Source organism: Haloferax sp. Atlit-6N (assembly GCF_003383195.1).
In the GTDB taxonomy this organism is placed as follows: Archaea; Halobacteriota; Halobacteria; order Halobacteriales; family Haloferacaceae; genus Haloferax; species Haloferax gibbonsii.
Window position 1 is genome coordinate 164,905 of the sequence record NZ_QEQJ01000006.1, and the last position, 25,622, is coordinate 190,526.

At 67.8% G+C, this 25,622-nt stretch carries 25 protein-coding genes; 6 read left to right on the plus strand and 19 right to left on the minus strand.

Annotated features, from left to right (window positions below; translation table 11 throughout):
• Positions 1-64: 64 nt before the first annotated feature.
• From DEQ92_RS18445 to rqcH, 3 genes are all read right to left on the minus strand, one after another.
• Entirely contained in the window at positions 65-769 is a 705-nt protein-coding gene (locus tag DEQ92_RS18445; RefSeq protein WP_115804978.1) for a DUF4013 domain-containing protein, read from the minus strand.
• Between the two features lie 67 nt (positions 770-836).
• Positions 837-1,544 (minus strand): DUF4013 domain-containing protein, encoded by a 708-nt coding sequence (locus DEQ92_RS18450; protein ID WP_115804977.1) that lies wholly within the window; start codon positions 1,542-1,544, stop codon positions 837-839.
• 186 nt (positions 1,545-1,730) lie between these two features.
• Positions 1,731-3,839 (minus strand): ribosome rescue protein RqcH, encoded by a 2,109-nt coding sequence (gene rqcH / locus DEQ92_RS18455; protein WP_115804976.1) that lies wholly within the window; start codon positions 3,837-3,839, stop codon positions 1,731-1,733.
• A gap of 108 nt (positions 3,840-3,947) precedes the next feature.
• Between rqcH and DEQ92_RS18460 the strand changes: the two genes are divergently transcribed.
• Positions 3,948-5,297 (plus strand): hypothetical protein, encoded by a 1,350-nt coding sequence (locus DEQ92_RS18460; protein WP_115804975.1) that lies wholly within the window; start codon positions 3,948-3,950, stop codon positions 5,295-5,297.
• On the opposite strand, the gene DEQ92_RS18465 is transcribed toward DEQ92_RS18460, so the two are convergent.
• Positions 5,264-5,680 (minus strand): hypothetical protein, encoded by a 417-nt coding sequence (locus DEQ92_RS18465; RefSeq protein WP_004974355.1) that lies wholly within the window; start codon positions 5,678-5,680, stop codon positions 5,264-5,266. The genes DEQ92_RS18460 and DEQ92_RS18465 overlap by 34 nt on opposite strands.
• Before the next feature lie 74 nt (positions 5,681-5,754).
• Between DEQ92_RS18465 and DEQ92_RS18470 the strand changes: the two genes are divergently transcribed.
• On the plus strand, positions 5,755-6,198 hold the full coding sequence (locus tag DEQ92_RS18470; protein ID WP_004974354.1) for a GNAT family N-acetyltransferase: 444 nt from the start codon (positions 5,755-5,757) through the stop codon (positions 6,196-6,198).
• Between the two features lie 9 nt (positions 6,199-6,207).
• Here the strand turns inward: DEQ92_RS18470 and DEQ92_RS18475 are convergent, their stop codons facing one another.
• From DEQ92_RS18475 to DEQ92_RS18500, 6 genes are all read right to left on the minus strand, one after another.
• Complete coding sequence (locus DEQ92_RS18475) at positions 6,208-7,431, minus strand: mechanosensitive ion channel family protein (protein WP_115804974.1); 1,224 nt, start codon at positions 7,429-7,431, stop codon at positions 6,208-6,210.
• A gap of 87 nt (positions 7,432-7,518) precedes the next feature.
• Complete coding sequence (locus DEQ92_RS18480; protein ID WP_115821209.1) at positions 7,519-9,177, minus strand: tRNA uridine(34) 5-carboxymethylaminomethyl modification radical SAM/GNAT enzyme Elp3; 1,659 nt, start codon at positions 9,175-9,177, stop codon at positions 7,519-7,521.
• A gap of 129 nt (positions 9,178-9,306) precedes the next feature.
• Positions 9,307-11,520, minus strand: coding sequence for a DHH family phosphoesterase (locus DEQ92_RS18485; protein ID WP_004974346.1), 2,214 nt, complete (start codon positions 11,518-11,520; stop codon positions 9,307-9,309).
• A 126-nt stretch (positions 11,521-11,646) separates the two neighbouring features.
• Positions 11,647-12,174 carry a YIP1 family protein gene (locus tag DEQ92_RS18490; RefSeq protein WP_081605193.1) on the minus strand — a complete coding sequence of 176 codons (528 nt, stop codon included), beginning with the start codon at positions 12,172-12,174 and terminating at the stop codon, positions 11,647-11,649.
• Positions 12,175-12,257: 83 nt separating this feature from the next.
• Positions 12,258-12,845, minus strand: coding sequence for a thymidine kinase (locus tag DEQ92_RS18495; protein WP_004061202.1), 588 nt, complete (start codon positions 12,843-12,845; stop codon positions 12,258-12,260).
• Between the two features lie 118 nt (positions 12,846-12,963).
• Positions 12,964-13,542 (minus strand): NADPH-dependent FMN reductase, encoded by a 579-nt coding sequence (locus tag DEQ92_RS18500; protein ID WP_004974340.1) that lies wholly within the window; start codon positions 13,540-13,542, stop codon positions 12,964-12,966.
• Between the two features lie 98 nt (positions 13,543-13,640).
• Here DEQ92_RS18500 and DEQ92_RS18505 point away from each other — a divergent pair, with 98 nt between their 5' ends.
• Positions 13,641-13,982 (plus strand): DsrE family protein, encoded by a 342-nt coding sequence (locus tag DEQ92_RS18505; RefSeq protein ID WP_004974337.1) that lies wholly within the window; start codon positions 13,641-13,643, stop codon positions 13,980-13,982.
• 13 nt (positions 13,983-13,995) lie between these two features.
• Here DEQ92_RS18505 and DEQ92_RS18510 read toward each other — a convergent pair whose 3' ends face one another.
• The 4 genes from DEQ92_RS18510 to DEQ92_RS18525 all read right to left on the minus strand — a co-directional run bounded on the left by DEQ92_RS18510 (position 13,996) and on the right by DEQ92_RS18525 (position 17,690).
• Positions 13,996-14,640, minus strand: coding sequence for a helix-turn-helix domain-containing protein (locus DEQ92_RS18510; RefSeq protein WP_004974336.1), 645 nt, complete (start codon positions 14,638-14,640; stop codon positions 13,996-13,998).
• 33 nt (positions 14,641-14,673) lie between these two features.
• Entirely contained in the window at positions 14,674-15,678 is a 1,005-nt protein-coding gene (locus tag DEQ92_RS18515; RefSeq protein ID WP_115821211.1) for an alpha/beta fold hydrolase, read from the minus strand.
• Between the two features lie 122 nt (positions 15,679-15,800).
• Complete coding sequence (locus DEQ92_RS18520; RefSeq protein WP_115821213.1) at positions 15,801-16,718, minus strand: A/G-specific adenine glycosylase; 918 nt, start codon at positions 16,716-16,718, stop codon at positions 15,801-15,803.
• Positions 16,719-16,769: 51 nt separating this feature from the next.
• Positions 16,770-17,690 (minus strand): hypothetical protein, encoded by a 921-nt coding sequence (locus DEQ92_RS18525; RefSeq protein ID WP_115821214.1) that lies wholly within the window; start codon positions 17,688-17,690, stop codon positions 16,770-16,772.
• Positions 17,691-17,816: 126 nt separating this feature from the next.
• Here DEQ92_RS18525 and DEQ92_RS18530 point away from each other — a divergent pair, with 126 nt between their 5' ends.
• Positions 17,817-18,140, plus strand: coding sequence for a hypothetical protein (locus DEQ92_RS18530; protein ID WP_004969267.1), 324 nt, complete (start codon positions 17,817-17,819; stop codon positions 18,138-18,140).
• An 82-nt stretch (positions 18,141-18,222) separates the two neighbouring features.
• Here the strand turns inward: DEQ92_RS18530 and DEQ92_RS18535 are convergent, their stop codons facing one another.
• Positions 18,223-18,660: a hypothetical protein gene (locus DEQ92_RS18535; protein WP_115804969.1), complete on the minus strand. Its 438-nt coding sequence runs from the start codon at positions 18,658-18,660 to the stop codon at positions 18,223-18,225.
• Between the two features lie 93 nt (positions 18,661-18,753).
• Between DEQ92_RS18535 and DEQ92_RS18540 the strand changes: the two genes are divergently transcribed.
• Positions 18,754-19,017, plus strand: coding sequence for a BolA family protein (locus DEQ92_RS18540; RefSeq protein ID WP_004974320.1), 264 nt, complete (start codon positions 18,754-18,756; stop codon positions 19,015-19,017).
• Between the two features lie 119 nt (positions 19,018-19,136).
• Here the strand turns inward: DEQ92_RS18540 and DEQ92_RS18545 are convergent, their stop codons facing one another.
• The 4 genes from DEQ92_RS18545 to DEQ92_RS18560 all read right to left on the minus strand — a co-directional run bounded on the left by DEQ92_RS18545 (position 19,137) and on the right by DEQ92_RS18560 (position 23,788).
• Positions 19,137-20,276: an ABC transporter ATP-binding protein gene (locus DEQ92_RS18545; RefSeq protein WP_004974319.1), complete on the minus strand. Its 1,140-nt coding sequence runs from the start codon at positions 20,274-20,276 to the stop codon at positions 19,137-19,139.
• Between the two features lie 90 nt (positions 20,277-20,366).
• Positions 20,367-21,326 carry a carbohydrate ABC transporter permease gene (locus tag DEQ92_RS18550; protein ID WP_004974317.1) on the minus strand — a complete coding sequence of 320 codons (960 nt, stop codon included), beginning with the start codon at positions 21,324-21,326 and terminating at the stop codon, positions 20,367-20,369.
• Positions 21,323-22,393, minus strand: a complete 1,071-nt coding sequence (locus tag DEQ92_RS18555; RefSeq protein WP_004974315.1) for a carbohydrate ABC transporter permease — start codon at positions 22,391-22,393, stop codon at positions 21,323-21,325. Before DEQ92_RS18555 ends, DEQ92_RS18550 begins: the two co-directional genes overlap by 4 nt.
• Positions 22,394-22,417: 24 nt before the next feature.
• Positions 22,418-23,788 (minus strand): extracellular solute-binding protein, encoded by a 1,371-nt coding sequence (locus DEQ92_RS18560; RefSeq protein WP_050459825.1) that lies wholly within the window; start codon positions 23,786-23,788, stop codon positions 22,418-22,420.
• Positions 23,789-24,031: 243 nt separating this feature from the next.
• Here DEQ92_RS18560 and DEQ92_RS18565 point away from each other — a divergent pair, with 243 nt between their 5' ends.
• Complete coding sequence (locus tag DEQ92_RS18565) at positions 24,032-25,441, plus strand: class II fumarate hydratase (protein ID WP_004974311.1); 1,410 nt, start codon at positions 24,032-24,034, stop codon at positions 25,439-25,441.
• Positions 25,442-25,622: the final 181 nt, after the last annotated feature.

Sequence of the window (25,622 nt, forward strand, 5' to 3'; positions counted from 1 at the left end):
GGTCACCCGGCGCGAGTCGGCGTCGCGGATGCCAGCGCGGTCGCCGCCTACCGCCCTGCGCCGCTTACCATCCGGTCGACTGCGTCGACTGTTGGCCCTTGCCGGTGGCGTCGGCGAAGCCGCGGGCCCACAGGTAGTACGTCATCACCTGCACGTAGAACAGGACGAAGAACCCGACGACAATGGCCGAGAGAAGACCGCCGATGAAGCCGAGCACGACCGCGACGACGAGCGCGAGCAACCACGCGACGGCGTACTCGCCGGTGAGCGCGCCCGAGAGAATCGTGCGCACGTCGAAGCCGGCACCGAGGTTCCCCTCGATGGCGAAGTTCGCCCCGGCGGCCGGTGCGAGGTAGGCCGCGAGCAGGCTGAGCGCGAACACGAGGAGCCCGAGGACGACCGAGACGATGCCGAGTCCGACGCCGCCCGCGGAGGACGCCGCAGCGCTCCCCGTCGCCGCCTCGGAGACGGTGAAGGTGCCGATGCCGATGATGACCGAGAGGAGCATCGCCGGGATAACCGCCACCAACGCCCAGACGAACGTCACCACGAACAGTTTCAGGCCGTCGACGAACAGGCCGCCCCAGTCGGTGAACGAGGGAGCGGCCCGCTCGCCGTTCGCGGCCGCCTGCATCGCCCTGACGAAGTAGCCCTGCAGGATAATCGCCGGGAGTACCAGAACCGAAAGCAGCGAGAGAACCCCGCCGATAATCGTCGTCGCAACCCAGTCGTCGCTTCGCTTGAGAAACCACAGCGCGTCGGAGAGCATACCGTTGGGGTGTCGCGCCGCTAGCGGCTTAGATATTCCGTCGAAAATTCGGGTTTTCGCTGACAGTTCAGACGGCGGGCTGTTCGCCCGGCGTCTCGCCTTCGTCCATCATCTCGATGTCGTGGAGTTCGCCCCACGTCTTGCCGATGATGTAGTAGGCGGCGACGGCCGCGTAGAACGTCACGAACGCCCCGACGACGAAGCCGAGAAGCGGGATGACGTTGAGGACGCCGACCACGATGGACGACGCGAACAGCACCGCGAAGGCCGTGAGCCACGCGGTGGCGTACTTGCCCGAGGTCAGGATGGGCCGGAGCGTGCCGAAGTCGAACGCCGCGCCCATGCGGTCGGTCTCGGCGTAGTTCGACAGCGCCGCCGGGATGAGGTACGCGGCGAGCAGGCCGAGGACGAACGCGAGCAGGAGGCCCACGAGCGCCACGATGCCGCCAAGCGCGCCCGCGGCGTCGGAGCCGCCGGCCGCCGCGCCGACGATGCCGGCGAAGCCGAACACGCCCGCGATGATGGCCGGGACGAGTGCGTAGACGAACGCGATAGCGAAGCCTTTCACGCCGTCTACCGCCATGTCACCCCAGTCGTCGAACTCCGGGGGCACCTCGTCGCCCTTCATGGTCGCGCGAACGACCCGAAGGAGATAGCCGATGACGAGGAACGTCGGGACGATGAGGAAGCTCAACAGGCCGAGGACGCCGCCGATGAGGACCGTCTTTACCCAGTCCTCGCCGTTTCGAAGGTAATTGAGTGATTCTGAAAGCATTGGGATTCACCGAGCGCCACCACCCACCCACCCACCGGCCGTTCGGCCGAATGTGAGATTCGCGGGTTGACACGCGCGCTCGAAGCAACATTACGACGAGAAAGTATATAATCTTGTACCCGACGCGACCGAATAATTGAATATTAAGCCGTCTAGCGTCTGATTACCGAGGGACGGCGTCGACGTTCACTCGTCGACGATGTCGCTGCCGCCCGGCGGGAGGAACTCCTGAATCTGGTCGGGTGATGCGATTTTTCTGACGAACGACTTGTCGGCGAAGCGCTCGCGGAGCCGGCGATAACACAGTTTCGCGGCGTCGTTCTGGGCGTACTGCCCCGGCGTGAGCGTCAGCGTCGTCTCCGCGCGCGCCTCGATTGCCGACGGCGGACCGCCGATGGCGCGCGTCTCGTCCTCGCACTGGATGCCGACCGCGACTTTCGCGGCCACGTCCTCGAAGTACTCGCGGTCGCCGCGGATGACGAAGCTCCCCTTCTCGATGTACTCGCCCGACTCGGGCGTCTTCGACACCTGCGAGGGCTCGACCATGTAGGCGTCGTCGGCGAAGCGGCCCTCCTTCCAGATGGAGGAGTACGAGACGGCGAACTGCGCGGCCTCGCGGAGCGTCTCGTCGGAGAAGTCGACCGCCTGCGCGGGCTCGCTCGGCCCCGTCGCCTTCAGGAGCGTGACCGGCCCGCCGTGGGCCTGCGTGTGGAAAAAGCGGTCGTGCTTGCTCATGTACTTCTTCACCAGCTCCTCGTTTTGGTCGGCGTTGCGGCCGCCGACGACGAGGTAGCCGCTCGAAGTGTGGAACCAGCGGAACCGCTCGAACCAGTGTTCCGTGGACTTGACGGGGACCGAATCGAGCGCGAGCCAGTCGGTCTCCTCCGGCTCTTCGTCCTCGTCTTCCTCGTCGTCCTCGTCGTCGTCGGCCTCCCACTCGTCGCGGCGCTTCTTCACCGCCGCGAGCTCCTCGCGGGTGTCCTCGATGGCGGCCAACGCGCCCTCCTTTTTCTCCTCGATGCGCTTGGCCTCGGTGTAGAGGCGGTCGGCGTTCTTCTCGACGCCCATCGACACCTCGAGGGTGACGGTCGCGTCGTCGAGTTCGATGGTGACCGTGCCGTTCGCGCCGTCGACGTTCGTGACGGCCTCGGCCTCGGGGATGCCCTGTTCGGCACCCTCCTCAAGCCTCGCGGCGATGTCGTCCCACGGGACGCCCTCCTCGCGCGCGCCGCGGACGGTCGACAGCACGTCGTCGACGAGGTCGTAGTTGGCGTACAGCAGCTCGGCGCGCTCGCGCTCGTCTTCGGCCTGCTGTTCGAAGCCCTCTATCGCGCCCTCCTGCTGGTCGATGATGCGCTGCTGTTTGGCGATTTCCTCCTCGAAATCCGGCCGGTTCGACGTGGCTTCCTGCTCGTCGGCGGTCAAATCGAGCCGGAAGAAGTACTCGTCGAGCGCGTCGTTGAACGTGTCGTAGGCCTCCTCGTCGAGTCCGGCGTTCTGGTGTTCGCGCAGCGGGAAGGGCGTCACGTCCACGACCTCGCCGTCGTCGCCGAGGTAGAGCCGCGGGTCGAACTCCCCGGAGCGCACCTGTTGGCGGAGGTCGACGATGGCGTCGTAGACGGCGTCGTAGTCCTCGGCGGTCGCGTCGGCGATATCGAGCGTCTTCTCGACGCCGGCGCGGGTACACAGCTCTTCGGCGTAGAGGCCGCCGAGGTTCAACTGAGTGGCGAGCGTCCGCACCACGTCGGTGTCGGACTGCTCCATGTTCCGGCCGAGGGCGTCGCGGCTGACGGTAAGGGGGTCGAGCCGCGAGGCGGGGTACTCGTACTGCGACCCAGGCGCGACCGTCCGCGACTTGAGCCGCACCGTCTCCAGACTGCGGACGACTTCGCCCGTCTCGTCGAGCACCGCGATGTTGCCCTGTCCGAACAGTTCGACGACGATTTTCGTGTTCTCGTCGCCGCGCTCGAACGTGAACGTGAGGATGCGGTCGAACTCGTACTGCTCGACGCCCGCGAAGTCGGCCCCGTTGAGCCGGTTTCTGAGCATCATCGCGAAGTTCGGCGGCCGACCGGGGGCGTCCGGAACGTGCTCCTGTGCGGCGAGGTGCGCGCGCTTTATCTCGCCCACCTCGAGGAGGAGTTCGAGCCGACCGCGGTCGAAGTCCCGCATCTTGAGGCGAAGCAGGTCGTCGCCGTAGAGGTACGCCTTGTCGACCTTCGCGCCCTCGTACCGGTTCAACTCGGTGACGAGGGCCGCGAGGTCGACGCTCGTGAGTTCCCGCTTCGGGTCCATGGACTCGCTTTTTGGCGGCGAACGAAAAGGGGTGTCGTTTCCGCGGGTGCGACGGCCGCCCGGATCGGGGATAAGATACTTATCAACCAACCGGAATGTATTCGGTGAATGCGCCCCCGTACCCTCGCTCTCGCCGCCCTCGCCCTCCTCGTCGCGCTGGCCGCGCTCCCCGTCGGGAGCGTCCCCGCCGAGGCGCGACCGCCGCCCGAAGCCGTCTGCGGCGTCTGCGGCGAGGCGTTCGAGGAGACGGCCGACGCCGCGGGCGTCCCGCTCACCGTCGAATCGAGCGCGCTCCGGGTCCGCGTCGACGACGACGGCGTCGGGACGTGGACCGCCCGCGTCGAACTCGACGACGAGTCGGCCGCGACGTTCCGCGAGAACCCCGACCGACTCGACCGCGTCGTCAGCCGGACCTTCGAAGAACACCGCGTGTTCACCGACGACCGCAGACGCCTCGAAACCCGGATGGACGGCGACACCGCGGTCGTGACTTTCGAGGTGCCCGGGATGGCGTACCGCGGCTACGGCGACGTGCTAGTCGTGGACTACTTCCACGTCGACGGGGTCAGAGGCACCGTCTACGTCGACGCCGACCGATTCGCCGTGAGCGGTCCCGAGGGGTCGGCGCTCCTCACCGCGCCCCCCGGGACTCGGACCAACGAGACGGCCGCCGTCTGGAGCGCCGACGACGGGGACCCGTCCAGCGTCGGAAGCCAGACGTACCTCACGTTCGGCCCCGACGCGGGACTCGCGACCACGGCCGCGGCCTACGCCAGTCTCGCCGCCGACTCGGGACCCGGTATCCTCACGAACCTCGCGTGGGTCGCGTTCGTCCCGACGCTCGTGCTCACCGTCGGCGTCCTCCTCATCCGGCACTTCGACCGCCGGTTCGACGGCGACCGGGGGGCGCGGCGGTTCGGCCCCGTCGTCGCGGGACTCGGCGTCCTGTGGGGCCTCTGTCTCCTCGCCGTCCGGGCGTTCTCCGGGAGCGTCGCCGCGATGGCGTGGCTCCTCGCACTCCAACTCGTCGCGCTCGGCGTCGTCTCGGCGGTCCGCCCCAAAGCGCTCGGATTCCGTCGTCTCGTCGCCGCGACCGTCGGGCCGCAGGTCGCGCTCGCGGTCGCCACCGCGATTGCGATGCCGGGGCCGAACCCGTGGTTCTCGGTCAGCGCGCTCGCGTTAGAGGCCGCCGTCGTGCTGTTTCTTCCCCTCGGGTACGCGGCCCGACGTGACGGAAGCACGCGCCCGCTGTCGCTCGCCATCGTCGCCGCACCCGTGGTCTTCGCGCTGCCGCTGGTTCCCTTCGGTGGCTACGGCGTCCTCTTTCTCGGGATTCTGCTCGTCGTTTGGGTGCTGGTGACACTCGCAACCGGGTCGCTCGTCTACCGACTCGGCTGGGCGCTCGGCGGCGAGTCCGAACGGGGTCAGGCCGACGACAGTACGCGAGCGACGGCGTAGCGCCCGACGAAGCCGAGCGCGAATCCGAGGCTCGCGAGGAGCCCACCGGCGACGAGACCGGTCGCGACTCCCTGCCAGAGTCCCATGCTCGGCGTCGTCAACTCGGCCGCGCCGAGCGCCGCGAAGAAGCCGAGTACCGGGCCGGCGCCGAGCGGGAGCGCCCCGAAGACGCCGTCGCCGCGGAGCGCACCGACCGCGCCGCCACCGAGGCCGAGCGCGACCACGGGCCACAGCCGGAGCCCGAACGGGTACGAAAGCGGACCGACCGCGTCCGGCGGGAGGTGCGTGGCGAAGACGAGCGCGAAGAGGGCGACGCCGCCCAGTTGATGCTGTCGAACGGGGGCGTCCTCGCGTCCGAGGAAGAACCTGTCGAGCGTACTCACGGACGGTAGTCAGTGGAACGACACGATAAAACCCGCTCCGCAATCGTCAGGTGGCCGCCCGCGGAACTGCTCCCATGAGCGAAACCGAGGTCCGCGTCGCGGTCACCGAGGGCGAGCGCGACGACGCCTTCGCCGTCCGAAAGGCCGTCTTCGTGGACGAACAGGGCGTCGACGAGGAACTGGAGTGGGACGAACACGACGACCCGGACGCCGAGGCGGTCCACTTCGTCGCCTACCGCGGCGGCGACCCGGTGGGCGCGGCCCGCCTGCGCGAGTACGAACCCGGCGTCGGCAAGGTCGAGCGCGTCGCCGTCCTCGAATCGGCCCGCGGCGAGGGCTGGGGGCGACGGCTCATGGACGCGCTCGAAGCCGAGGCGAGCGAGCGCGGGTTCGACTCGCTTCTGCTCCACGGCCAGACGACCGCTGAGGGGTTCTACCACGGCCTCGACTACGAGACGACGAGCGACGAGTTCGACGAGGCCGGCATCCCGCACGTCGAGATGCGAAAATCGCTGTAGCCGGGACGCCTACTCCTTCGAGACCGACTTCTCCACCGGCCGACTGCGACGGGCCTCTCGGAGCTGGAAGCCGTCGGACTCCTCGCGGGCGAGCAGTTCGCGCTGCGGGTAGGGTATCTTGATTCCCTCGCGGTCGAACGCGAGTTTCACGCTCCGAAGCACCTCGGCTTTCGCCTGCGCCCGACGCGGGGCCGAGGGGTTCGTAATCCAAAAGCGGAGTTGGAGCCCGATTGACGAGTCGCCGAACGTCGTCGGCATCACCTGCGGTTTCGGCACGTCCTCGACGAACTGGAGGTCGGTGAGCGCTTCCGCCGCTACCGACTCGGCGTGTTCGATGTCGGCCTCGTAGTCGATGCCCACGTCGAGGCGGAGTCGGAGGCGATTGCGCTTCGTCCGGTTGGTTATCTTCGCGTTCGTCACGCGGTCGTTGGGGAAGACGACCGTCTCACCGTCGGCGTTGCTCAGCCGGGTGTTGATGATGGTGATGTCGGTGACGATGCCCTCGGCGTCGTCTATCTCCACCCAGTCGCCGAGTTCGAACGGCCGGGAGAACATCAGCACGAAGCCCGCGATGAGCGACCCGAGGGTCTGTCTCGCGGCCATCCCGACCACGATACCGAGGAAGCCCGCGCCGACGAGCAGGCCGCCGATTCGGACCTGCCAGACGGTGAGCGCCGCCATCCCGACCGCGAGGAGGACGACCAGTTGGAGGACGCGGAAGACGATGCCCTGCTGGTGGGCGTTGATGTTGTCCGAGGCGGTCGCGTACGACTCCAATCGCTCTTCGAGGACGTTCGTTCCGACGAGCGCGCCGGCGAACAGCGCGACCGTAGCCCCGAGTTTGACGGCGTTCGGAACCGCGACGGCGAGCACCTCGGCGAAATCCGCGGCGAGGCCCGTAAAGCCCCAGAGGAGCAACAGTGACAGCGCCGCGCCGACGAAGACCGCGAGTTGGAGCGTCCGGACGACGACCGTCGCGGGAAACAGCCACGCCGCGTCGGTGACGGCGTCGGGAACCCGCGGGTGGTCCAACACTCGCGTTCGGAACTCGGCGGTCGCCCGCGAGACGAGTCGCGGCGCGAGGAAGACCGCGATTCCGAGCGCGAGCGCCACGAGCGCCGCCGAGATGCCGAGCCGTTCTTCGGTCGAAACGAACTGTGCGAGCGCCGAGCGGAGGTCCTGAAGCCACGTCGTCGCCTGCCCCTGAACCGCCGCACCCCCCTGTGGTGCCATTCTATCGACTGCGGTCGGCCGAAAAGTAAAAACGTGGCGGAGCGACAATCAGCGGTGAGAATCGGTCGATGAGGGTGTTTTCGTCGGCTACAGCCGCTTCGACACGTACGGACCGTCCTGGTGGTAGCCGAGTTTCTCCTTGTAGTACTGCCGGACGCCGATGCCCGAGATGACCGAAATCTTGTCGTAGCCGGCGTCGCGGGACAGTTCTTCGGCGTGCGCGAGGAGCTTCTTCCCGTAGCCCTTGTGCTGCCAGTCGCCGTCGGCACCGATGCCCGCCTCGGAGCCGTAGACGTGGAGTTCGCGGACGAGCGCCGCGTCCTGCAGTTCGCGGCGGACCGGGTTGCCGGGGAACCGGAGGCGACAGAACCCGACGAGCAGGTCCTCGACGGGGTCCTCGAACGAGATGAAGTGCTCCGTGCCGCCGGCGACCTCGTAGGTCATCACGTCGAGTTCGATGCGCTCTGGGTCCGGGTCGGCCTCGTTCATGCCGACCTCGCGGGCGCGGATGTCCCGCTGGACGATACCTCGTTCCTCGGCGCGCTGGGCGGCCAGTTGTCGGAGGTTCGACTTCCAGACGCCGGCGTCGATGAAGTCCGCGGGGATGTCCCGCTGGACGCGCTGGAGGCGGGTGTACTTCGGAATCATGCCCATGACCTCCGCGACGATGTCGGCGGCCTCCTCGTTGTTCAGCGGTTCGTACTCGTCGCGCCGCCACATGTCGTAGGTGATGGTGTCGCGGACGATGAGCGTCGGGTAGATTTTGAGGTAGTCGGGCCGCCAGTCGCTGTTTTCGAACAGCTGACGGAAGTCCTCCAGACACATCTCCTTGGTCATGCCCGGCTGGCCGGGCATCATGTGGAAGCCGACCTTGAACGCCGAGTCGCGGAGCCGGCGGTTGGCGTCGATAGAGGCCTGCACGCCGTGGCCGCGGTGCATCTCGCGGTTGATGCGCTCGTAGGTCGTCTGGACGCCGACTTCGACCTTCGTCGCGCCCAAATCGAGCATCCGGTCTATCTGCTCGGGGTCGCACCAATCCGGCTTCGTCTCGAAGGTCGTCCCGATGTTGCGGATGTCGTTCGTCTCGTTTTCCGCGATGACGTCCTCGATGTACCTGAACTCGACATCCTCGGGGTCGGGCTTGAACGACCGATCTTCCGCCGGTTCGGGCTCCTTGTCGAGGTCGTAGTCGTTCATCGCTTCGAGCGCCCGCTTGACGAACCACTCCTGGTAGTCGTGGCTCCGGGCGGTCATCGTCCCGCCCATCAGGATGAGTTCGACCTTGTCCACGGGATGGCCGATGTGTCGAAGCTGTTCGAGTCGGAGCGTGACCTGCCCGTAGGGGTCGTAGTCGTTCTGGACGCCGCGGGCGGCCGCGGGCTCGTGGCCCGTGTACGACTGCGACGAGGAGAACTCGCTGGCGGGCCCGCCGGGACAGTAGAGACACTTCCCGTGGGGGCACATGTGCGGCGAGGTCATGATGGCGACCGGCGAGACGCCGGAGGCGGTCCGGACGGGCTTGCGCTGGACGACCTCTTTGACCTCCTCGCGGCGGTCCTCCGGGGCGTACTGCAGAATCTCGGCGTTCTTCGGGACCTTCGGCGAGGAGTGTTCCGAACAGGCGTCGAGCTTTGCCGATTCGAGGCCGTCGCGGTCGACGTCGCCCGCGAGGATGCGCTCGACGAGCGCCTCGCAGGTCCGTTCGAACGCCTCGGACTCCGTCTCGGTCTCGGCGCTCACGGACACACCTCCCGTTCGGCGACGCGGTGGCGGTTCATGGGCGCGAATCGGGTCGTTTCGTGGATAAGCGTGTCGCTCGGGAGGCTGGAATACAGCCCTCCGTCGAACCGCGCGAGGAGGAGTCTGGATTGCGGCTTAGAACTGCTCGGCGGCGGCGTCGAGGACGGCTTCGAGCGCCTCGTCGCGCGCGCCGGTCAGGAACTCGATACGACCTTCGCGGATGCCCGCGGCGGCGAGGCCGGCGGCGGGCGCTTTCTCGGCGGCCGACTCGACGACCGCGCGGAGGTCGAGGTCGCCCGTCGAGCGCAGGTAGAGTTCGTCCATGCCGAGCGCGACGGTCACGAAGGCGTCACCCTCGCGGGTGCGGCGGTGGAGTTCGTCCACGAGCAGGCCCGTCGGCGGGAAGTCGAAGCGGTGACTGTAGGCGTCCGAGTCGAGGACGGCCACGGAGATTGCGCCGACGTCGCGGCGTTCGAGGTTCGCCTGCGCCGTCTCGATTTCGTCTTCGAGCTTGATGCGGAACTGCTCGGAGACGTGGCCGGCGAGGCCCTCGTCGGCGTCGAACAGCAGGTCGGCGATGAGTTCGCGCTTGTCCTGATAGGACTGGTAGTAGGCTTCCAGCGCGACGGCCTCGCGGAGTTCGCGGACGCGGTCGGCGTCGAAGCCGTGGGACTCGGCGAGGTCGAGGTACTGCTGCGGGCAGTTCTCCCAGTAGCTGACGGCGGGGAGGTGCGACACGTCGTCGCGGATGTCCTCGTTGACGGCGACCGAGAGCGTGGAGGCGAGCGCGCCGACCGAGAGGTCGCGGGCGTCGGCTCCCTCGCGGGCGGGGTTGACGAGCACGTCGACTTCCTCGGCGACCTCGTCGTCAGCGGGCGCGGCGTCGACGACGACGCGCTCGGAGCCGTAGACGCCGAGCAGGCCGAGGCCGTCGAGGGACTCGGCGGTCGAGCCGGCACCGAGGAGAAGCACGAGCGGGAGCTTCTCGTCGTGGCGGTCGCGGTCTTCGAGCATCCGCGTCACGTCGTTCGTGGCGGCGTCCATGCCGTAGACGGCCTCCTCGAGCGGGCGACGGGTGAAGTAGTGGTACTCGGCGTCGTCGCGGGGGTGCTCCTCGCGGATGAGCGGGAGCACGGCGCGCTCGACGGCGGCGCCGGCGACGTAGCCGTCGGCGGTGGCCGTGTGGCGGACGACGATGGGTCGCGATTCGAGGACGGCGCGGCGGATGGCCTCCGCGGCGTCGAGCAGCGACTTGCCGACGGCGGCGACCGGCTCGTGGGCCGCGAGGGGCGCGACGGCGTCCGGTCGGGCCTCGTCCGAGAGGGCGTCCGCGAGGCGCTGGGCCACGGTATCGGCCTCGTCGCCGTCGAGAACCGTCAGCTCCTCGGTCTCTATCTGCAGTTCGCCGCGGCGGCGCTCGACCTCGCCGTCGATGCGGACGTAGTCGCCCACTTCGACTTCGGGGTACGCGCGGACGCCGGCCTCGACGAAGGCCGCGCAGTCGGCGATGGCCGTCTCGTCGCGGAGTTCGAACACCGTCGGGCCGCCGGTCTGGCGGACGCTGGCGATTTCGCCCTCGACGCGAATCACGTCGCCGACGCGGTCGTCGATGCTGGCGAGGGTCACGCGCTCCGCCTCGTCGGCGTCGGCGTCAGCCTCGGTCTCGGCTTCCTGCTCGGCGTCGGTGTCGTCCTGCTCGGGCGCCGACTCGGACTCGGGTTCGCTTTCGGGTTCCGCTTCGACGTCCTGCTCGGACTCGCCGTTGACGGCGATGTCGTCGACGACGTCCCCGGCGGTCGGCGCGCGGTCCTCGTCTCCGGCGTCGGACTCGGACTCGGACTCGGACGCGGCGTCCTGTTCGGGCTCGGGCTCGGTTTCCTGTTCGGACTCGGGCTCGGCTTCGACCGTCTCGGACGACGTGCTCGCGCCGACGGGCTTCGTCGTCTTGCCCGTCTTCGGGCGCGTCTTGACGGTCGCTGGACCGCTGCTCTCGGCTTCCTTCTCGACGGGCTGGCCGTCGGCGTCGCCGTCGGGGTCGTGGATGCGAGCGCCGCGGAACTCCGAGTCGGACTGGCGAATCGACCAGCCGAGGTCGATGTTGCCGTTGTCGCGGACGTTCTTCACCTGGACGAACACCTCGTCGCCCGGCTCCCATTCGAGGGATTCGAGGCGGCGGTCGAGTTCGCTGCGGTGCAGTAATCCGGTCACGTTCGAAGCGAGGTCGACGAAGACACCGAAGTCGGCGTACCCGTCGACGGTGCCTCTGTAAAATCGGCCGGGGACGAGCTGGTGGGGGCTATTGCCCCGGAATTCGAACCAGACGTCCTCCTCGTGCGTAATCCAATCCATTGCGTTGAGCAAACAACCCCTAACTAAAACGATTGTCGAAAAACGCTCAGGGGAGATTTGCGCGTGTGCGGGCGAAAAAACGGCGCTCCGTCGGTCGAAACGCGGGAATTCGAGGCGCGGTTCGGCTCAGACGAGCGCGAGCGCCGCGGCGAGTTCCGAGACGGCGCGGAAGCCGCCGAAGGCGTAGCCGAAGACCACGCCGGCGGGGACGGCCGCGGCGAGCGCCGCCTTCGGAACCGTCGTCTGATGGACCTCGCTGATGCCGACGACGAGGAGCACCGCGCCGTAGGCGGCGCACAGCGCGCGGACGCCGGGAATCGGGAGGCTGGCGAAAGCGCACGGCGCGGCGGCGTAGGCGATGACCTGCACCGTCTCGCTCACCCCCGCGCGGCGGGACAAAAGCGGGATGAGAAGCGCCGTCTGGATGGCCGCCGTCAGGTGGAGGAGCGCCGGCGCGACGAACAGCGCGACGACGAGCAGGGCGACGAGCGCCGAGACGAGCGGGCCGCCCTCGATGGCCGGAATCGTCGCCGGCGCGAAGGCGAACCCGAGGCCCTGATAGACGAGCGCCACCGCGATGGCGAACACGAGGCCGGGCGCTTGGTCGCCGGGAGCGACGCCGTCCCGGAAGAACTGGCGGGGGCGGACGACCACGGCGACCCACGCGCGGAGGATGCCGGTCGGTCCGCGGTCGCGGCCCTCGCGTGGGGTTTCGACCCAAGTAGTCACGCTAGCCTCTAGTCCCGCCGGAGGGTATGACAGTTCCGGCACCGCGCCTCGTAGGACTCCTCCGCGCCGACGAGGATGGTGGGGTCGTCAACGTGCGCGGGCTCGCCGTCGATGAGTCGCTGGTTCCGTGTGGCCGGCTCGCCGCAGACGGTGCAGATGGCCTGGAGCTTGTCGACGTACTCGGCGAGCGCCATCAGTTGGGGAAGCGGGTCGAAGGGTTCGGCGCGGAACGTCTGGTCGGTCCCGGAGACGACGACGCGCTTGCCGTCGGCGGCCAGCGCCTCGCACACGTCGACCAGCTCGGCCGAGAAGAAGTTCGCCTCGTCGATTGCGACCACGTCCTCGCCGTTGAGTTCCTCGGCGATTTGCCAGACGCCCTCGCCCTCGGAGGGGACGACGCTCGCCTCCCACGAACGACCGGCGTGAGAGCCGACCGTCGTCTCGCCGTAGCGGTCGTCGAGCTGGGGCTTGAACACCGAAATCTCCTGTCCCGCGATTTCGGCCCGGCGGAGGCGTCGGAGGAGCTCCTCCGTCTTCCCCGAGAACATAGAGCCGGAGATGACCTCTATCCATCCGCTCTGCGTGATGGCGTGCATATCCTGACTGGGGGACGAGGAGGGTCAAAACGATTGTTCATCTGCCGCGACGGTCGGGAGTCGAGACGGGTCGGTCCACCGAACCCGCGCCGCGTTCGAAACGGCGCGTGGCGACTTCTCAGTCGTCCGCGCCGACGTTCTCGCCGCTTTCGAACGTCGGGGGCTCGGGCTCGATGTTGGCGTAGACGACCGCGTCGCGGCCGAGTCGCTCGACCCGCTCGCGCAGGTCCTCGCTCGCGAGGTCGTCGCCGTCGAACGACGAGGAGACGCGGGGGATGGCGACCTGATGGGGGAGCACCCACGAGTTCAGCGACCGGCAGACCGACCGGAGGTGTTCGAGGGCGGTCACGGGAAACGACCCGCCGGCGACGGCGAGGAGGCCCACGGTCTTCTCGCCGAACTCGTCGAAGCCGCAGTAGTCGAGGGCGTTCTTGAGGACGCCGGAGTACGAGCCGTGGTAGACCGGCGTGCCGAGGATGACCGCGTCCGCGCCGTCGACGACGCGGACGAGTTCGGCCGAATCGCCCTGCTCGTCGTAATCGGCGTCGAGCGGCGGGAGGTCGTACTCGCGGAGGTCCACGAGTTCCGTCGTACCGCCGGCGGCCGACGCGCCGGCGAGGGCGTGTTCGAGCGCCAATCGGGTGTAGCTGCGGTCGCGGAGACTGCCGCAGATGGCGACCACGTGTGGCTGCGTCATACCCTGTATCTCCGAGAGCGCCGTGAAAATCTCGTCGGCCGCAGTCGAGCGTGTCGGACGGGCACAACACACAGGAACCCGGACCGCGAAAACCAACCGTGAACGTCGTCTTCCACGTCTCCAGCGCCGACCTCGGCGACTGGCGACACGCCATCCGTAACGTCCGAAACCTGCTCGACGACGAGACGGTCGAGACGGGCGAGGTCACGCTCCTCGCCAACGGCGACGCGGCGCTCCTCTTCCTCGCCGACTCGCCCGTCCGCGACCGCCTCGACCCGCTGTTCGAGGCCGGCGTTCGCTGTTGCGCCTGTCGGAACTCGCTCGACGGCCGCGGGTTCGACGCCGACCGACTGGCCGACGGCGTCGAGGTCGTTCCCTCGGGCGTCGGCGAGCTCGTGGCGCGACAGGCGGCGGGCGACGCCTACCTGAAGGTGCCGTAGGAATCGGCGCGCGTCACCTCGAACCGACGAACTCCCGGAGCACCGTCGCCTCGGCCTTTCGGAGTAGCTCGCCGGCCGTGCTCGTCGAGCAGTCGAGCGCGTCAGCCACGTCCGCGACCGACCCCTCGCGAGGGATTTCGTAGTAGCCGGCCGACACCGCGGTCTCCAGCGCGGCCCGCTGTCGGTCGGTGAGCTGCGAGGGGGACCGCCGCCGGTCGAAGGGCTTCACGCGCTCGACCGTGAGGTCGCCGAGCGCCGCGATGTCGTCGTAAAACGCGCTAAGCGCCGACACTTCGCCGACAGCCTCGAACCGGACGGAGCCGGTGGCGTGGAACACCACCGGCGGGAGGAATATCACTCGAGCGTCGGCGACGACCCCGAGAAGCGGGTCCGCGAACTCGTAGTCGCGCTGGTGGAGGAAGCCGTAGGTCCCCTCCGCTCCCTCGACGAAGTGCGCCCGAACGAGCGAATCGACGCCCGAAACGAGCGCGTCGGCCGCGTCTCGGTCGCCGTCGAACCAGAACAGCGTCGTCGCGTCGGCCGTCGGACTCCACATCAACAGCTCCGCCCGGTCGACCGGCGAGTCGCGCATCATCCCGCGCTGGAGCGGGTGGACCAGCCGGTCCGGGTAGTCGACCGAGAACTGGGCGTGTTTCATTCCGTTCGACCGACCGTTTTTCGGTCCGGTATATCAAACGCAGTGGTGCGATTCGGCGGCGGCGGTCGACCCCGGCGGGCCGTCCGAAGCGTCCGAGTCGAGCGATCCCGCGGCGCGGCGCTGCTCGTCCAGCACGCCGGGGGCACTCCGGAGGAGCGTCCGGAGGTGGTCTGCGCCGCACACCTCTCGAAGCCGAGCCGCTGGAACCTCCGATTCGAGGCGTCTCGCGTCGGCTATCGGGACGTTCGTGTCGGCGTCGCCGTGCCACAGAGACACGCCGGCCTCGATGTCGCCGAAGGGAATCCCCCACGGCGCGGCCGCGCTTCGGAAATCGTCGAGGACGCCCCGGCGCGACCGGCTGACCGCCGCCACGAAGTCGTCTCGGACCAGCGCGGCGACCCCGTCTGGAACCGCTCCGGTCGCGTCGTCGGCCGTGTACTGCGCGACGACGAGCGAGGGGTCGAGCCTCCCGGCGAGCCACGCCTGCCCGCGGAAGAGATAGTTGAGGACCGCCGGCGCGTTCGTCGCCAACCACGACAGGAGCCGTTGCGTTCGGGGCGTCTCCTCGCTCGCTTCCGGTGGAACCGCCCCCGCGACGACGCTCACGTGCCGAACCCTGTCCGGCCGCGCCGCCGCGACAGCCAGCGCGTCGCGGCTCCCGCCGGAGAACGCGACCAACCCCGCCGACTGCGCGCCGATGTCGTCGAGAAGCGCGTCGAAGAACTCCGCAGGTGCAGGTGTCGTGGGTCGCTGGCTCGGGCCGTCCGATTCTTCGGGTGTCGGGCGCGGCGACGAACAGCCGTAGCCGGGTCTATCGGGCGCGAGGACTCTGATTCCGCGTTCCTCGGCCGACGCGTCGAACAGTGCCCCGAGCAGATGCGACCCCGGCGCACCGTGGAGAAACACGACCGGGATTCCGTCGGAATCGCCGTACTCGGCGTATGCGAGTCGCCTCCCACCCTCCAGCGCGAGGGTCTTCGATTCGGCGGATTCGGCGACTTCGCGAGGGTCGAACGACGACGCGTCGCGTGTTGGCATCGAGTGTACGTAGTCGGAACCGAGGGGTGCGACTGGTGCCGGACTAGTGCGGTGGGATAAATACGAGCGGCGAGACGACCGCGACGAGACAAGCGCGGCGAGAACCACCGGCGGAGCGCGAACTACTTCGCCAGCGAGACGCGGATGCCGTCGTCACCTTCTGCGACATCGACGAGGCCGTCGGATTCGAGGTCGTCCACGAGGCCGCGAAGCCACTCCGACCCCGTGTCGCCGCCGTAATCGACGCGGACTCGCGGTCCCAACTCCGAGAGGCCGAGTTCGTCGTACTCGCCGAGAACCCTGACGACCCGACCGCGGAACTGCCGCCTGCTCCCTTCGAAACTCGGCTGTGTCGGCACGTCGGGCGCGGTGAAGTCGCCCGTCTCGTAGGCGTGACAGAACCGCCGCCACGGACAGCCGGACTCGTCACACGTCGGCGTCTTCCCGCAGGCGACCCCGCCGAGTTCCATGATGGCGTTGTTCCAGACGCGGGACTCGCCGTCGGGCATGAGTTCCGAGGCGGCGGCCTCGAACGCCGCGTCGTCGTCGGGGACCGCGAAGGCGCGGTGGAGGACCCGCTTGACGTTGGTATCGACCACCGCGTCGCCGTTGTTGAACGCGAAGGAGGCGACCGCGTTGGCGGTGTAGGGGCCGACGCCCATCAGCTCCGAGAGGCCGTCGGGCGTCCGTGGGAACTCGCCGCCGTGGTCTTCTTCGACCTGCCGGGCGGCCTCGTGGAGGTACTTCGCGCGGTTGTTGTACCCCAGTCGGTGGTTCGTCCAGAAGCCCACCACGTCGGCGCGGTCGGCCGCCGCGAGGTCGGCCGTCGTCGGCCACTCGTCGAGGAACGCCTCCCACGCCTCGACCACGCGGCCGAGTTGGGTCTGCTGGCTCATCACCTCGGAGACGAGAATCTCGTAGGGGTCGTCGGTGCGCCGCCACGGGAAGTCCCGGTGGTCGGCCTCGTACCACTCGGTGAGCGCGGACTGGACTGCTTCGCGGTCGAGGTCGGCGGGGAGTTCGGACGGCGCGTCGCTCATCGCCCCGGCTTGGGACGGCCCGCGTTTAGCCGTGGCGATGCCGAACGGTTATCAGACGACCGCGTTTATCAGGTCCACTTCGTACGTGGTTCCCTCGTACTCGACGAGCGGGGCACCGTAGCCGGTCGCTGTATTCTCCGATATCTCGTCGAGCCGGTCTTTGAGCGCGGCGAAGTCGTCGGAGAGCGGTTCGCACTCGTCTACCTCGCCGTCGATTGCGCGCTCGAACACCGCGCGTTCGGCGTCCGAAAGGTCGTCGAGCGGAACGACGAGTTCCTCGTGAACGAACGCGACGAACGCCGCCCTGTCTTCGCCGACTTGTTCGAGCGTGTATCTGTTGGTCTCTTCTGTGACGGTTCGCGTCTCTCCGACGGTGACCTCGAACGGTCGCCCATCGTACCGTATCCAGACGGTCCCGGCGTCGACGAGTCGGGACTCGGAACCGTCCGGATAGACGTACGCGTATCCGCCGACCGAGAATCCTCGCGGACCGTCGCCGTTCTCGAAATTCTCGCTCGGATACGCGGCGAGGAACGCCTCGCGGTCGGCCTTCGGGAGTTCGTCGAAGTCGAAGACCGTCGCCCCGGTCGGCGGCGACTCGTTTCGGTCGTATTCGATTCCGACTTCGCGGGCGGTGCGTTCTCGCGTCTCGATTCGCTCGCGTTCGACGCGGTAGTACGCGCCGTCGTGTTCGACGTAGTCGCCCGAATCGAGCGGGAGATGGCGGTACGTACTGTACGTGGCCTCGCCCTCGCTGGCCGCAGTTGCGACGAGACGTGACACCGTCTCAGCGTGCTCGTGGAAGTCCTGAGTCACGGTATCGACCAGTTCGGGGTCGGAGAGTGCCGTCGCTTCGAGCGAGTAGCTGGAGGGACAGCTATTGCCGGGGAGCCCGCCGAGACAGCCCGAGAGAAGGGCCGAACCGGCCGCGAGCCCGCCGAGGAGGGACCGTCGGGAGAGTTCCGAGGACATGCACGGAAATTGCCGGATTACCAGTAAGTGTCTTCTGTCGGGAACCGTCGACCGGGCGGCGGGACGCACGGCGGACAGATACCGCGGTCGAAACGCGTATCCCCGTGACGACCCCATCGCCGGGCGATGACGCTCGACGAACTCACAGACGACGTTGACGCGGCCTACGGAGACCTCGGCGACAGCCTCGACGTGTCGCTCGACCGCGAGACGCGACACGAACTCGCCATGCTCGTCGCTCTGTTCGACCCCGACGACGCCGACGAACTCGTCCGCCGGGCGGTCCACGCGCTGTTCCAGTCGGAACTCGACCGCGGACAGCTCGACTTCCACCTCCGGCAGGGCTACGACGTGACCTACGACGAGTACCTCGCGGGGATGACCTACGAGGAGATGACCGGGCAGTCGCAGGCCCCGCCGCGGGACGACGTGCGCCGCTACCAGATGTAACCGCGGTCGAGACGGGGCGAACCGACTCAGACGACGTGCGCCGCTACCAGATGTAACCGCGGTCGAGACGGGGCGACTCGACTCAGACGATTTCGGCCTCGATTTCGACGCCGTCGATGCGGCGGTAGCGGTGGGAGCCGTCGTCGCCGTCGCGGACGACCTCGAACGCCCGGAGGAGCACCACCAGTCGTTCCTCGCCGAGGTTGGCGCGGAGGACGACGCCCTCGCCGGTGACGACCACGTACGGCGGGGCCGCGACGGGCGGCGCGGCCATCGGTCTGCCGGTGGCCGTCACCGCGTCGGCGAGGGCTCGCGGCAGTCGAGAGAGCGCGCCGGAGCCGTCGAGCGCGCGCCTGAACGGCGGCATGACGCGCTCGCGGTCCGCCACCGAATCGCCGTCCCACTCGGCGGCGACGGCGGTGGCGCACTGGCCGACGACGGTCAACAGTCGCTCGTGTTCGTCGCGGAGCACGCGAGCGGCCTCCTCGGCGAGTCCAGCGTGGGGTGTCGCGTCAGTCACGAACCGAGGTGTGTCGTCACCGTATAAAAAGCTCCGCGAGTACGCCCGTCACTTCCCGGACGCTTTTTGCCGGCGCGGGCCGCCAGTACGCACATGGAACTCGCCGCCATCGAGGAACTCATCGAATCGCACATCGAGGACGCCGACGCGACGGTCTCGCGGCCGCGAACGGTCGACGAGAACCACGAGGACGACCACTACGCCGCTGTCGTCGTCTCGCCCGCCTTCGAGGGGAAGTCGCTGGTCAAGCAGCATCAACTCGTCTACGACGCCCTCGGCGACCACATGACGACGGACATCCACGCGATGGAACTGAAGACGTACACGCCCGAGGAGTACGCGGCGCTGGAGGAGTGAACGGCGCTGGAGGAGTGAGCGAACCGCCGCGACCGACGTACTGAGCGAACGGCGAACCGACCGAAAAGAGACCGACTCGACTGAATCCGGCTGAACCCGACTGAACCCGAACGGCCCGCTCAGAGGTTCGCTTCCGGCGCGTCGAGGTCGGCCGACTCTAACGACCTGTTCTGGAGCGTCTCGCCGGTGGTCGCGTCGAACAGGTGAACCGCGTCCTCGGGGATGCGGGCGACGACCGACTCGCCGGCTTCGACTCGGCGCATCCCGCCGACGGTGGCGACGAAGCGGCGCTCGCCGCCGAGTTCGAGGTAGACCGCGTTCTCGTTGCCCATCGGTTCGACCACGTCGACGGTCGTCTCGTAGGCGTGGTCCGCGGCCGCGTCGTCGATGACTTCGACGTCCTCGGGGCGGATACCGAGGGTGACGCGCTCCGAGCCCTCGACCGCGTTCGCGGACTTCGCCGAGAGTTCGTAGGAGAACGCGTCGCCGACGAGTTCGTCGCCCTGCACGTCCATCTCGAAGAAGTTCATCGACGGCTCGCCGATGAAGCCCGCGACGAAGCGGTTCGCCGGGCGGTGGTACGCCTCCAGCGGCGTGGCGACCTGCTGGAGTTCGCCGTCGTTGAGGATGGCGATTCGGTCGCCCATCGTCATCGCCTCCGTCTGGTCGTGCGTGACGTAGACGGTGGTGACGCCGAGGTCCTCCTGCAGGCGCTGGAGCTCCGTCCGCATCTGCGAGCGGAGCTTGGCGTCCAGGTTGGACAGCGGCTCGTCCATCAGGAACACCTCGGGGTCGCGAACGATTGCGCGCCCGAGCGCGACCCGCTGTTGCTGGCCGCCGGAGAGTTCGCCGGGCTTGCGGTCGAGCAGGTCGGCGATACCGAGCATGGACGACGTCTCCTCGACCAGTTCGTCGATGTCGGCGTCGGCCATGTCGGTCGACTCCTCCAGCCCGAAGCGCATGTTCCCGCGGACGGTCATGTGCGGGTACAGCGCGTACGACTGGAACACCATCGCGATGTCCCGGTCGCGCGGCGGGCGGTTGTCCATCCGGTCGTCGCCGAGGCGAATCTCGCCCTCGGAGACGGTCTCTAACCCCGCAATCATGCGGAGCGTGGTCGATTTCCCGCACCCCGAGGGACCGACGAGGACGAGGAACTCGCCGTCCTCGATGGTCACGGAGGCGTCGTCGACGGCGACGACTTTGGAGCCGCCGTCGTCGAAGAACTTCGATACGTGGTCGAGCGTGAGGTCAGCCATGGGTCTGTGTGCGTGTCGTGGTGGTCGTCTGCGATGCGACGAGGGAGGTACGGGAGCGGCGGAAGCCGACCGCGCCGCGTGCGAGTCGGCTCATGTGCCGCCCGCGACCCCCTTCGCGAACTTGTCCCCGAACAGGACGTAGACGAGCAACGTCGGCAGGGCGGCGACGAACGCGCCGGCCATCTGCGTGTTGAACGTCTGGATGATGCCGCCGGTCAGTTCGTTGAGCGCGATAGTCGCCACCGCCGCGGGGCCGGACCCCGAGGGGATGATGATGAGCGCGAACAGCAGGTCGTTCCAGACCTGCGTGAACTGGTAGATGAGCGTCACCGCGAACATCGGCATCGAAAGCGGGAGCACGATGCGGCGGTAGACGGTGAACGCGCCCGCGCCGTCGAGGCGAGCGGCCTCCAGCATCTCCGTCGAGAGCTTCTTGTAGTAGCCTCGGAACAGCAGCGTCGTGATGGGAATCCCGTACGCCGTGTGGGTGATGATGAGGTTGATGATGCTCGCGTAGTGCGGGTGGGTGGCGAGTTCGACCGTCCCGAGGACGGGCACCTGCGCCGAGAACACCGTGATGTCGAGAACCGGCGCGAGCAACGACTGCGTGTCCACGATGGCCCAGAGCCGCGACAGCGGGATGAGCACCGCCTGGTACGGGATGAAGATGCCCGCGATGAACAGCGCGACGACGCCGAGTTGGCCGCGCCACTCGAAGTTCGTGAGGCCGTACGCCGCGAAGCTGCCGAACAGCGCCGACAGCACCGTCGCCGGCACGGCCAGCATGATGCTGTTGAGGATGGCCGACGACAGCGTGTCGATAGCGACGCCGAACGGTTCGAGCGTGAAGCCCTCGACCGTCGGCGGCACGAACGGCGGCGACGTGGCGAACTCGGCTTCGGTCTTCAGCGCGGTCATCAGCCCCGATTCGAGGGGCGACAGGTAGAACGCCACCAGCCCGACGAGCGTCGCGTAGAGGGCGACGCGAAGCGGGTCGACGGCTTCGAGGTCGACGCCGACGCGCTCCGCGAGGTCGTCGCGGACGCTCATAGTTCACCCCGCCGGTACTCGCCGTAGAGGTACGGCGCGACCACGGTCAGCGCGACGACGAAGAGCACCACGGCGATGGCGGAGCCGTAGGCCCACTCGTTGGCCGAGAAGGCCTGTCGGTACATCATCGTCGAGAGGATGTCCGCCGTCGGGCCCGGGTTGCTCCCGAACAGGACGTACAGGAAGTCGAACGCCTTGAGCGCGAACACCATGAGGACGACCGCGGCGCTCACCGTCGAGGCGCGGAGCTGCGGCAGGATGACCCGCCGGTACATCCGGAGGATGGACGCGCCGTCGACCCGCGCGGCCTCGTACTGGTCGTTCGGAATCGCGCGCAGACCGGCGAGGTAGACGACCATCGCGTAGCCGCTGAACTGCCAGAGCAGCGCGAAGATGACGGCGAACAGCTTGAAGTAGAACGTGTCGGGGACGAGCGGTATCGCCCCGAGCGCGCCCGTGTCGATGCTGCCGGTGAGCCACTTCGACGCGACGAAGTCGAGGCCGATTCCCCGCAGGAACGCGTTGATGAGCCCCGAGTCGAAGTTGTACATCCACCGCCAGAACACCGCCGTCACGACGAACGACAGGCTGAACGGCAGGAGGTAGACGGTGCGGAACCAGTTTTCGAACCGGATGCCGCGGTCGACGAGGATGGCGAGGCCGAGCCCCCCGGCCAGCGAGAGGCCGGTAAACGAGATGAGGAGCACGAACGTGTTCCGGGTGGCGATCCAGAACTGGCCGTCCGAGAAGGCCCGCCGGTACATCTCCAGGTCGAACGTCGAGGGGTCGTACGTCGGCAGCGTGAGCCCGCCGAAGTCGGTGAGGGAGATGACGATGTTCCAGCTGATAGCGCCGTAGACGAAAAAGCCCATCAGCAGGAACGGCGGGAGCCAAAACGGCGCGGAGCGGACCGCGTCGCTCTCGCGGAGCGACGACAGCGCCGACCCGAGGTCGGAGTCGCCCCCGGCCGTTTCGCTCCCCGCGGCGGCCGTCCCGCCGTCGGTTCGAACCGGCGAACCGCCGTCTCGCAGACGGTCCAGGAGTCGCTTGAGGATGTGAGTTGACATAATCGGAAATGGGGGAGTGTTCCCTTACTGGAACGCCGACTGCACGGCGCTGTAGGCCGCCTCCACGTCGTAGTTGGAGATGAACGAGGCCATCGCGTCCTCGAACGCGGTGAGCGCGTCGGGGGCGACCGCGAGGCCGTGCTGAATCGAAAGCGGCTGGGCCTCGGAGTTGGAGAAGTCGTCCATCTGGTTCTGGAGGAACGGTCCGAAGGCGTCCTGCGGCACGTCGGTGCGCGGCGGGATGGAGCCCTTCTTGGGGTTGAACCGCTCTTGGGCGTCGACCGAGCCGACGTAGCGGAGGAACGCTTTCGTCGCCTCGGGCGACGGGTTGTTCGTCGGCATCGGGAACGAGTCCATGTTGAGCGAGTAGAGTCCCTCGGTACCCGGGAACGGGACGTGGTCCCAGTTGGACTCGTACTCGAAGCCGTCCTGCCCGCGGTACATGCCCGCGGCCCAGTCGCCCTGGTGGAAGAACGCCGCGTCGCCCTCGATAATCTTCGAGTTGGCGTCCTGCCACGAGATGGAGCCGGCGTCGTTCGGGTAGTACTCGGAGTACTGCTTGACGATGTCGAGCGAGTCGCGGACGGCGTCCGCGTTGGCCTCGACGTTACCCGCGGTCACGTCGGCGTACACGTCCGCGCCGTACTCGCCGAGGAGCACCTGCGCCCAGAGCTGACCGGTCGACCACGCGGAGTTCGTCTGCTGGGCCATCCCGACGTAGCCCGCCTCGTCGACGGTCGCCATCGCGTCCACGAGGGCGCTCGGCGAGTCGATGCTCGCGGGGTCGACGCCCGCGTCCTCGACGACCTCGACGTTGTAAAAGAGGTTGTTGAGGCGGTGGATGTTCAGCGGGACCGAAACGTAGTTACCCGCCGGTTGCGCCGCCTCCTGGGGGCCGTCGAGGTAGGTGTTCTTCATGTCGTTGTGGTCCCAGACGGACTCCTCGATGTCCTCCAGCTTGTCGGCGTCCGTGAAGGGCTGGAGGTTCGCGCCGGGCCACGCCTGCCACGAGCTCGGCGGGTCGTTGTTCAGGATGCGCTTTTTGATGACCGCGCGGAGGTTCTGTCCCGCGCCGCCCGCGACTGGGTTCTCCGTGAGTTCGATGTCGGGGTGCTGCTCTTCGAAGCCCTCGAACAGCGCCTGCACCGCCGCGCCGCCGTCGCCGCCGGTCCACCAGTGCTGCACTTCGAGCGCGTTGTACTCCGTCGAAGAGTCGGAGTCGTCACCGCTCGTCTCCTCGGTGCTCTCGGAGTCGCCGGAACTCTCCGTGGACTCCGTCGTCGACTCTCCGCCGCCGCCGGTACAGCCCGCGAGGAACGTCGCGGTTCCGGCACCACCGGCCAGTTTGAGATACGTGCGTCGAGAAACGTCGTCCGAATCAGGTGTGTCAGTCATGATTGTTGGTCCGTGACAAGTCCAGACAATGAATTTTACACGATTTACTTAAGACTTTCCAAATCAACAATTCGAAATCGAGTAAATTTTTTTGTCATCAGAAAACTGGTTGGTCAGAATCGCTAGACTGCGTTTACATACGGTACAAATTAATAACTATTCAAACATGAGTAAATTTTCATGAACGAGGGGCGGGCGCACGGACCAATGGATTTTACCCCCTGCCAAAACGACCCCCGAGCCATGAGCGACGATGATTATCGAATCGAGCGGGACAGTCTCGGCGAGATGGAAGTTCCTGTCGACGCCTACTGGGGCGCACAGACCCAGCGGGCGGTCGAGAACTTCCCCATCTCCGGTATCACCTTCGGGCGGCGCTTCGTCCGCGCGCTCGGCGTGGTGAAGAAGGCCGCCGCGCAGGCCAACCGCGACCTCGGCATGATAGACGAGGACGTCGCGGCCGCCATCGTCGAGGCCGCCGACGAGGTCATCGCCGGCGAACTCGACGACCAGTTCCCCGTCGACGTGTTCCAGACCGGCTCCGGGACCTCCTCGAACATGAACGCCAACGAGGTCATCGCCAACCGCGCCGCGGAGATTATGGGCGAGGGCATCGGCGACCGCGTCGTCCACCCGAACGACCACGTCAACTTCGGTCAGTCCTCGAACGACGTGATTCCGACGGCCATGCACGTCGCGTCCCTCGAAGCCGTCGAGAAGGACCTCCTCCCCGCGCTGGAGACGCTCGCCGAGGCGCTCGGCGACAAGGAAGACGAGTTCGACGGCGTCGTCAAAACCGGTCGCACTCACCTGCAGGACGCCACGCCCGTCCGCCTCGGACAGGAGTTCGGCGGCTACCGCACGCAGGTCGAAAAGGGCGTCCGCCGCGTCGAGAACGTCCGCGAACACCTCGGCGAACTCGCGCTCGGCGGCACCGCGGTCGGCACGGGACTGAACACGCACCCCGAGTTCCCGGCGAAGGCCGCGGAGTACATGTCTGAGGAGACCGGCGTCGAGTTCCGGGAGGCCGACAACCACTTCGAGGCGCAGGCGGCCCACGACGCGATGAGCGAGGCCCACGGCGCGCTCCGCACGGTCGCCGGCTCCCTCAACAAAATCGCCAACGACCTCCGCCTGCTCGCGTCCGGCCCGCGCAACGGGCTCGGCGAACTCGAACAACCGGAGAACCAGCCCGGCTCCTCCATCATGCCCGGCAAAATCAACCCGGTCGTCGCGGAGGCCGTCAATCAGGTCCACAAGCAGGTCGTCGGCAACGACGCCGCCGTCTCCGCCGGCGCCGCCGAGGGCCAAATCGACCTCAACCTCTACAAGCCCGTCCTCGCGCACAACTTCCTCGAATCGGCGAAGCTGCTGGCGAACTCCTCCGAGGTGTTCGCCGAGCGGTTCGTCGCCAAGCTCGAAGCCAACGAGGAACACTGCGAGACGCGGGTCGAACAGTCGATGGCGCTGGCGACGGCGCTCAACCCCGCAATCGGCTACGACAAGGCCTCGAAGGTCGCCAAGAAGGCGCTCGCGGACGGCAAGAGCGTCCGGCAGGTCGCCGTCGACGAGGGCTACCTCACCGAGGCGGAGGCCGACGAGGTGCTCGACCCCGAGAAGATGACCCATCGCGGCATCCTCGGCGACGACTGAGCCCGGCCGGAAAAGCAGTCCACTTTTTGATACGTCGGGGCGAGCGGGTGGACGTCCCGATTCGAGTCGCGCGCTCGACGATTTCAGTCGGTTCAGTCGTAGAGACGGTTATATTTACTCGGCTCGCGGTAGCAATCGCACTCCGGCACCGCCGTGACAGTCACCCCCGAGTGAAGAACTG